Origin of the sequence: Cryptosporangium sp. NPDC051539 (genome assembly GCF_044454545.1) — a bacterium.
Classification (GTDB): domain Bacteria; phylum Actinomycetota; class Actinomycetes; order Mycobacteriales; family Cryptosporangiaceae; genus Cryptosporangium.
The window spans coordinates 81,092-88,400 of sequence record NZ_JBITDV010000001.1; the positions used below are offsets into that span (position 1 = coordinate 81,092).

At 72.3% G+C, this 7,309-nt stretch carries 8 protein-coding genes; 3 read left to right on the forward strand and 5 right to left on the reverse strand.

What is annotated here, in order from left to right:
- Positions 1-69 precede the first annotated feature (69 nt).
- Entirely contained in the window at positions 70-801 is a 732-nt protein-coding gene (locus ACIBZJ_RS00390; RefSeq protein WP_395923847.1) for an SDR family NAD(P)-dependent oxidoreductase, read from the forward strand.
- Here the strand turns inward: ACIBZJ_RS00390 and ACIBZJ_RS00395 are convergent.
- Complete coding sequence (locus tag ACIBZJ_RS00395; protein ID WP_395923849.1) at positions 790-1,377, reverse strand: DedA family protein; 588 nt, start codon at positions 1,375-1,377, stop codon at positions 790-792. The two genes, ACIBZJ_RS00390 and ACIBZJ_RS00395, sit on opposite strands and share 12 nt — an antisense overlap.
- A 9-nt stretch (positions 1,378-1,386) precedes the next feature.
- Positions 1,387-2,796 carry a diguanylate cyclase gene (locus ACIBZJ_RS00400; RefSeq protein ID WP_395923851.1) on the reverse strand — a complete coding sequence of 470 codons (1,410 nt, stop codon included), beginning with the start codon at positions 2,794-2,796 and terminating at the stop codon, positions 1,387-1,389.
- A gap of 101 nt (positions 2,797-2,897) precedes the next feature.
- Here ACIBZJ_RS00400 and lexA point away from each other — a divergent pair, with 101 nt between their 5' ends.
- Entirely contained in the window at positions 2,898-3,515 is a 618-nt protein-coding gene (gene lexA / locus ACIBZJ_RS00405) for a transcriptional repressor LexA (RefSeq protein ID WP_395925962.1), read from the forward strand.
- Here the strand turns inward: lexA and ACIBZJ_RS00410 are convergent.
- Entirely contained in the window at positions 3,472-4,872 is a 1,401-nt protein-coding gene (locus ACIBZJ_RS00410; RefSeq protein WP_395923853.1) for a pyridoxal phosphate-dependent decarboxylase family protein, read from the reverse strand. The genes lexA and ACIBZJ_RS00410 overlap by 44 nt on opposite strands.
- Complete coding sequence (locus ACIBZJ_RS00415) at positions 4,872-5,138, reverse strand: helix-turn-helix transcriptional regulator (RefSeq protein WP_395923855.1); 267 nt, start codon at positions 5,136-5,138, stop codon at positions 4,872-4,874. The genes ACIBZJ_RS00410 and ACIBZJ_RS00415 overlap by 1 nt, the downstream gene beginning before the upstream one ends.
- Before the next feature lie 65 nt (positions 5,139-5,203).
- On the opposite strand from ACIBZJ_RS00415, the gene map reads away from it, so the two are divergent.
- Positions 5,204-5,974, forward strand: coding sequence for a type I methionyl aminopeptidase (map, locus tag ACIBZJ_RS00420; RefSeq protein ID WP_395923857.1), 771 nt, complete (start codon positions 5,204-5,206; stop codon positions 5,972-5,974).
- A gap of 129 nt (positions 5,975-6,103) precedes the next feature.
- Here the strand turns inward: map and ACIBZJ_RS00425 are convergent, their stop codons facing one another.
- Positions 6,104-7,051, reverse strand: coding sequence for a DUF3500 domain-containing protein (locus ACIBZJ_RS00425; protein ID WP_395925964.1), 948 nt, complete (start codon positions 7,049-7,051; stop codon positions 6,104-6,106).
- Positions 7,052-7,309 lie beyond the last annotated feature (258 nt).

Consider the following 7,309-nt stretch of genomic DNA (forward strand, 5'->3'; position numbering starts at 1 on the left):
GGAATGGGTTGCGCAACCCAAAAAGCGCCGCTACAAATTGGGGAGACCAACCCAGAAAGAGGTGTTCCGATGTCCGAACTCGCAGGCCGCACCGCCTTGGTGACCGGCGCCACCGCTGGTATCGGCCGCGCGGTCGCGCTCCGTCTGGCGGCGCGCGGCGCCGACGTCGTCGTGCACGGGCGCGACCCCGAGCGGGGCGCCGACGTGGTGGCCGAGATCGAGCGCCACGGCGGCACCGCGCGCTTCCTCACCGCCGACCTCACCGATGCCGACGAGGTCGTGCAGCTCGCGGCCGACGCCGGCGAGGTGGACATCCTGGTGAACAACGCCGGGATCTACGAGTTCACCAGCACGCCCGACACCACCGCGCAGAGCTTCGACCGGCACGTCGCGATCAATACCCGAGCGCCATTTCTGCTGGTCGGCGCGCTGGCGCCGGACATGGCCACGCGCGGGCACGGGTCGATCGTCAACATCAGTTCGACCGCGGCCACCATGGTCGCGCCGATCGGCGCGGCCTACGGAGCGTCGAAAGCCGCGGTGGAGCTGCTCACCCGATCCTGGGCCACCGAGTTCGGCGCCGCCGGCGTGCGGGTCAACGGCGTGTCGCCCGGCCCGGTACACACTTCCGGCACCGAGGCGATGCTCGGCCTGCTGGGGCAGGTCAACGTCCGCAACCGGGTGGGCGAGCCGGACGAGATCGCCGAGGTCGTGCTGTTCCTCGTCGACGACCGCAGCAGCTACATCAACGGAACCGTCGTGGTCGCCAACGGCGGCGAGCGCAGCGCGCTACCGGCTTAGCCGCCGTCGCCGCCGGTGCAGCACCAGCCACCCCACCCCGGCCGTCACCACCACACCGGCGGCCCACCACTGGTACCGGTGCAGCGTCGCCTCGAGCGCCGGGAGATGGTTCCCGACCAGGAAACCCGCGGCCGTCCACACGGCCGCCCAGAGCGCCGCCCCCAGCACCTTGAACCCGGCGAACTGCCGCCACGGCATCTCGGTGGCCCCGGCTACCACCCCGTTGAGCTGCCGCAACCCGTCGACGAAGCGGGAAATCGTCACCACGAACGGCCCGCGCCGGGCCATGAACCGCTCGACCCGCCGGAACCGCGGCTCGGTCAGCCGCACGTACCTCCCGTACCGCAGCACCAGCGGCCGCCCACCGGACCGGCCGATCCAGTACCCGATGCTGTCGCCGGCCACCGCGGCCGCGAACGCCACCAGCACGACCAGCGTGACGCTCAGCTGACCACTGCCGGCCAGCCCGGCCGCCAGCACGACCGCGGTCTGCCCCGGCGCCGGCACCCCGAACCCCTCGACCAGCACCAGCACGCAGAGACCCAGGTAGCCGTAGTCCCCGACGAACGTGTCCATCGGGCGACCCTAAGCGCTGACCACGAGATTCCGGCCATCGGCCTTGGCCTTGTAGAGCCGCCGGTCGGCCTCGCGCAGCAGATCGGTCGGCGCGTCCGCACCGGGGCCGGCGTCCCAGATCGCGATCCCGATCGAGATCGTGACCGGCAACTCGAACCCGCCCTCGACGACGAACGGACGATCGGCCACCGCGGAACGGGTGCGCTCGGCGATCGCGGTCGCGGTCGCCAGGTCGGTGGCTCCCATCAGCACCGCGAACTCCTCCCCGCCGTAGCGCGCGACCAGGTCACCGGCCCGGACGGAGGTCGCGAGCCGGTTCGCCAGCTCGCTCAGGACGGCGTCACCGGCCTGGTGCCCGTAGACGTCGTTGACCTGCTTGAAGTGGTCGACGTCCAGAAGCATCACCCCGACGCTGCGGGAGCGGTCGCACTGCGTGGTCAGCTCCTCCTCGAAGCGGCGGCGGGTGCGCAGCCCGGTCAGCCCGTCGGTCACCGCGATGCGCCGCTGCTCGATGACCAGCAGCCACATCCGCGCCAGCACCAGTGACGTCAGCACCGTGCAGGCGGCGACGGTCGACGGCACGTGCAGGTCCGCACCGCGCCCGTACTGCACGAGCAGCACCCCCGGTGGCACCGCCGCGACCACGGCCAGCACGAACAGCCGCAGCCCCGACACCGAGCGGGGGTTCTCCGGCACCCGCTCGCTCAGCCGGGCCATCGACGGATGCAGGGCCGCGGCGGCGGTCAGCGGGCCCGGGATCAGGAACACCAGGTTCCAGAGGTCGGACACCTGCGCCTGCCCGGCCACCGTGAACACCGAGTAGAGAATGTCGGCGGCCAGGTAGACGACGAGCGTCGCACCGAGGAGGGAGAGCGCCGGGGTGCGGTCGCGGGCGCCGACCCAGATCCGCAGCCCGAGCGAGATCAGCACCAGCTGGATCACCGGATAGCCGATCGTCGTCCCGGCCGTCCAGCCGCGCAATTCGCTGCCCGCGAGCTGCGGCGAGATCAGGAACACCCAGGACAGCAGACCCAGCGCGACCGCGACGACGGCCAGGTCGATCCAGGTGGCGGCGTCCCGGCCCGGATGTCGCCGCCGGCCCCAGAGCAGCAACGCCAGCGCGAACAACGGATACCGGGGGAGGAACAGCACGCCGGCGGCGTCGATCATCCCGCCGACCGTGATCAGGAGGTCCCCGGTCACCTGCGTCACGCCGACCGCGGCGACGCACAGCCACGGGGCCAGGTAGCGGGGCCGGTAGCGCACGATTCCGACCAGCAGACCGACCAGCCCGATCGAGTCCGCGACCGCGAACGTCAGCATCTCGAGCGTCGAGAAGTGGCTTCGGTCGAGGTAGGGAAGCGCGAGGAACGGCACGGCAAGCAACGGCGCGCCCACGATCAGACGCGTTCTGTCCATGCCCGCTCCTGCTCACCGGCGTCACCAACCCATCGTCGGGATGCGGACCGAGCTGAGCGTTCTGGCACACTGCAGGCGTGCATGAGGACTTCGACACGTCGATGCTGAGCGAGCGGCAGCGTCAGATCCTCGGGGTGATCCAGAAGTCCGCGCTGCGCCGCGGCTATTCGCCGTCGACCCGCGAGATCGCCGACGCGCTCGGCCTGGCCTCGACGTCCACCGTCTCCCGGCACCTGCGCCGGCTGGAAGACCTCGGGTTCCTGCGCCGCGGCCGGGCCACCCGCCCGGTCGACGTCCGGATGTTTCTGGAACCGACGGTGGAGAGCCGGCCGGAGACGGCGGGCACGATCGGGGTCCCGGTCCTCGGCGACATCGCCGCCGGCACGCCGATCCCGGCCCAGGAGACGTCGGACGAGGTGCTGCCCCTGCCGCGCGAGCTGGTCGGCAAGGGCACGCTGTTCGGCTTGCGCGTCCGCGGCGACTCGATGGTCGACGCCGCGATCTGCGACGGCGACATCGTCGTCGTCAAACAGCAGCCGGAGGCCTGCAACGGCGACATCGTCGCGGCGATGATCGACGACGAGGCCACGGTCAAGGTCTTCCGCCGCCGCGGCGGCCACGTGATCCTCGAGCCGAGGAACGCGGCCTACGCCGACCTCGACGGCGACCACGCCGTCATCCTGGGGAAGGTCGTGTCGGTGCTGCGCCGCACAGGCTGAGCACCTGCCGGTGCAGGTCGTGCACCCACCCCTCCGTCTCAGGCTTCATGAGGACGCTACGCAGCAGGCGAGCCGCCGGTACGTCCGGCGCCGCCCAGTGGCCCCTGGCCGCGAACGCCGCCGCGTCAGCCGTGTACGTGGCGACGAAAAGCGCCTGGCCGGGAGGTAGCCGCATCCCGTCGTCGAGTACCCGGGCGCTGGCCGCGTCGATGGCGCTCAGCGTCTCGCGGGCCGGGAAGTACGTCAGGATGTCGAGCTCCGGGCGCTGGTAGAGCGCGAGCCCGTCGCTGCTCTCGATGAGGTCGGCCCAGGCCAGGGCCGCACGCCGCCCCGGCCGGAGCGCCGCGCCGAGCCCGTCGGGGGTCAGCGGCAGCAGCTCCAGCGTCAGCCAGAGGGCCGCCGCCGCGGCACCGGCGCGCGAGCACTCCAGCGAGATCTCACCCAGGTGCAGCTCGTCCGACGTGAAGTACGTGTACGGCGAGTCGTGCAGGTAGTGCCGGCTGGCGGCCGGGTCGCGGAACAGGACGGCGCCGCACCCGTAGGGCTGCAGGCCGTGCTTGTGCGGGTCGACCACGACGGAATCGGCGTCGGCGATGGCCCGGAACGGCGCCGCGGCCACTCCGTCGGCAGCGTCGTCGGCGATCAGGCGGAAGAACCCGCCGTACGCCGCGTCGACGTGGACCCGGGCGCCGTACCGCCGGCACAGCGGGACGATCTCGTGGACGGCGTCGATCGCGCCGAGCCCGGTCGTGCCGGTGGTCGCCACGACCGTGCCGATGCGCCCGGTCTTCAGCTCCCGCTCCAGCGCGTCGAGGTCGAGGCACCCGTCGGCGGTCGTCGCAACCGCGACCGTCCGGACGCCGAGCAGATGGCACATCCGCGCGTGGGTGTAGTGGGCATCGGCGCTGTACGCGATCGCCCGGCCCGGGTGGGTCTCGCGCGCGACGAACAGCGCTTCCAGGTTCGCGATCGTCCCGCTGCTGGTCAGGTGCCCGATGTGGGGGTCGAAACCGAACATCGCGGCGAGCCGGGCCACGACGTCCTTCTCCATCGCGGCGGTCGCGGGCCCACCGTCCAGTGCATGGTTGTTGGGGTTGATCAGCATCGCGCTGACGTAGCCGACGACCGCCGCCGGATGCGGCGGCTTCAACATCTGGCCGACGTAGCGCGGATGGAAGAACGGGTAGTTGTCGCGCAGACGCGCGTGGAGCTCGTCGGTCGCGCGCGTCATCCGCTCCGCGGAGACGTCGAGCGACGGGTGCGGCTGGTAGGGGCCGAACTCGTCCATCCAGTCGGTGACGCGCTCGACGGCGAGCTGCAGGTAGGCCCCGAGCTCAGGCACCCCGAGCTCGGGCATCAGGACGCCAGCCGCTCACCGTCGGACCGGTTGATCTCGGCCCAGAGCGCGTCGAGCGAGAGGCCGACGACGTCGGCGATCGCCGCGATCGTGGGGAAGGCCGGGGTGGCGACGCGGCCGGACTCGATCTTGCGGAGCGTCTCGGGGGAGACGCCCGCGTCGAGCGCGGTGTGGAGCATCGATCTCTCGCCCCGGGCGCGCCGCAGCAGCACGCCGAGGCGCTGACCGCGTTCGACCTCTTCGGGAGTGAGCGGCAACCGGACCATGGTCGGATTCTAATACCGGGATACTATGGCCGGGATAGTTATTGGTTCCGCGAGTAAGGCGCCGCATGATCGAGATCCTGAACCTCAGCGACCTGCCCAAGGCCAGGGCGGTGGGTGCGCTGGTGGCCGGCATTCTGCAGTCGATGAAGAGCCGGTCCGCGGTGGGCACGAACCTGCTGGAGATCGACCAGTGGACCAAGGCCCTGATCGAAGAGGCCGGCGCCGAGTCCTGCTACGTCGACTACGCCCCGTCGTTCGGGCGGGGTCCGTTCGGGCACTACATCTGCACGTCGGTCAACGACGCGGTGCTGCACGGCCTGCCGTTCGACTACGCGCTCGCCGACGGCGACCTGCTCTCGCTCGATCTCGCCGTCTCGCTCGACGGCGTGGTGGCCGACTCGGCGATCAGCTTCGTGGTCGGTGAGGCGACGTCCCCGCACGACGGTGCGCTGATCAGCGCCACCGAACGCGCGTTGACGGCCGGCATAGCCGCGGCCGGGCCGGGCGCCAAGATCGGCGACCTCTCGTACGCGATCGGCACGGTCCTGAGCGGTGCCGGCTACACGATCAACACCGAGTTCGGTGGCCACGGCGTGGGGTCGACCATGCATCAGGACCCACACGTCTCGAACACCGGACGGCCCGGGCGCGGCTACAAGCTGCGCCCGGGGCTGCTGCTCGCGCTGGAGCCCTGGGTGATGGCCGACACGAACGAACTCGTCACCGACGACGACGGCTGGACGCTCCGGAGCGCGACCGGCTGCCGGACCGCGCACAGCGAGCACACGATCGCGATCACCGAGGACGGCGCCGAGATCATGACCCTGCCCAGGTAGGTCGTCTGGTCTGGCCTGGCCTGGCTCATCGGTGGGCGCCGCTGGTCCTCCGAGTCCACGAGGGCGCACTGGGGGAGCGGGGGAGCGGAAGTCTCCGCGAACGGCCCGGGCAATGGGGGCGGGGCCGGACTAGTGGAAAAGGGCTCGGTGGTGGGCGAGGGCGTCTTCGCCGAAGTCGTTCTCCGGGTCGCGCCAGACCGTGTGGATGTGGTTGGCGTCGCGCTGGGAGTTGTCGTACTCGGCCAGCAGCCGCGGGCCCTGCAGACGGTAGTAGTGCGGCTCGCCGCGCTCCAGGCCCCCGGCCCAGGCGAAGCGCACCTCGAGCAGGCGGTCGCCCGCGAACCTCGCCGTCTCGCGGGCGGCCAGCTCCTCGGGGATGCGCCCGAGGAACACGTCCAGCAGCGCGCGGAGCTGCTCGCGCTGCCCGGGATCGAGCTCCGCGGCCGGGAGCCCCTCGACCGGGACCAGCGCGCGGGGCTGCTCCCCGCTGAGGATGTCGTTCGGCGCGTGCGGGCTGAGCACCACGACGGCCCGCTGCGCCGCGTCCAGCGACCGCACCAGGTCGCGGGCCAGGTCCTCGGCCGCGCCGAGCGGCCGGAGCAGATGCCCGCCGAGCAGCGGCGCCTGCGCCGGGTCGGCCCCGAGGAAGCACGGCGAGCTCGCCCGCACCTCTCCGTCCGCGACGACGTGGTGGACGGAGAGGTGGTGACCGCCGAACCGCCAGGACCACGGCCCGGCGGACGCCGGGTCGCCGAAGACGCGCATCCAGTACAGTTCCGGGTCGCGGCCGCGCTCGCGATCCCAGGTCACCCGCCACTCCTCGAGGTGGTCGAGGATGTTCTCCAGCCCGATCACCGTCGCGGCGGTGACGTACCCGGCGCGGGACAGACCGGTGGCGAGCAACTGGTGGGCCAGGCTCTGCTGCCGCGGACGCATCCGGCCGAGGTGCAGCCCGCCGTGGTCGACGGGCGTGTAGTGCCAGCGCAGGCGTTCGGGGTTCGACGGCCACGGCAGCACGGCGTCGGCCCGCTGGGCGTCGTCGAGGCTGTCCAGCCACGCGAGGGCGGCATCGGTCATGCGCGAGGCGGCGGGCACGTCCCCAGGCTACGGCCCGGCGCGCGCCGTCGGCCGAGGCCGAGTCGCCCGCCGCCCGGACCGCACGCCCGCACCGACCGGGTCGCCGAGACAGCCGGGGCCGCCAAGGCTGCCCGGCGGGCACGCTGCGCGATCTCCCGGCCGATCGGCACGACCGGCGCAAGCCACCGGTTCCGGCCGTCGCCCGCCGCCCAGCCACCCGGCGTCTATGGTCTGCGCCCTGCCACCCGGCGCCTGCGG

Excerpts from the sequence above, each read along its gene's own strand:
- ACIBZJ_RS00390 (WP_395923847.1), top strand. The coding sequence starts at position 70 with ATGTCCGAACTCGCAGGCCGCACCGCCTTGGTGACCGGCGCCACCGCT.
- ACIBZJ_RS00395 (WP_395923849.1), bottom strand. The coding sequence starts at position 1,377 with ATGGACACGTTCGTCGGGGACTACGGCTACCTGGGTCTCTGCGTGCTG.
- ACIBZJ_RS00400 (WP_395923851.1), bottom strand. The coding sequence starts at position 2,796 with ATGGACAGAACGCGTCTGATCGTGGGCGCGCCGTTGCTTGCCGTGCCG.
- lexA (WP_395925962.1), top strand. The coding sequence starts at position 2,898 with ATGCTGAGCGAGCGGCAGCGTCAGATCCTCGGGGTGATCCAGAAGTCC.
- ACIBZJ_RS00410 (WP_395923853.1), bottom strand. The coding sequence starts at position 4,872 with ATGCCCGAGCTCGGGGTGCCTGAGCTCGGGGCCTACCTGCAGCTCGCC.
- ACIBZJ_RS00415 (WP_395923855.1), bottom strand. The coding sequence starts at position 5,138 with ATGGTCCGGTTGCCGCTCACTCCCGAAGAGGTCGAACGCGGTCAGCGC.
- map (WP_395923857.1), top strand. The coding sequence starts at position 5,204 with ATGATCGAGATCCTGAACCTCAGCGACCTGCCCAAGGCCAGGGCGGTG.
- ACIBZJ_RS00425 (WP_395925964.1), bottom strand. The coding sequence starts at position 7,051 with ATGACCGATGCCGCCCTCGCGTGGCTGGACAGCCTCGACGACGCCCAG.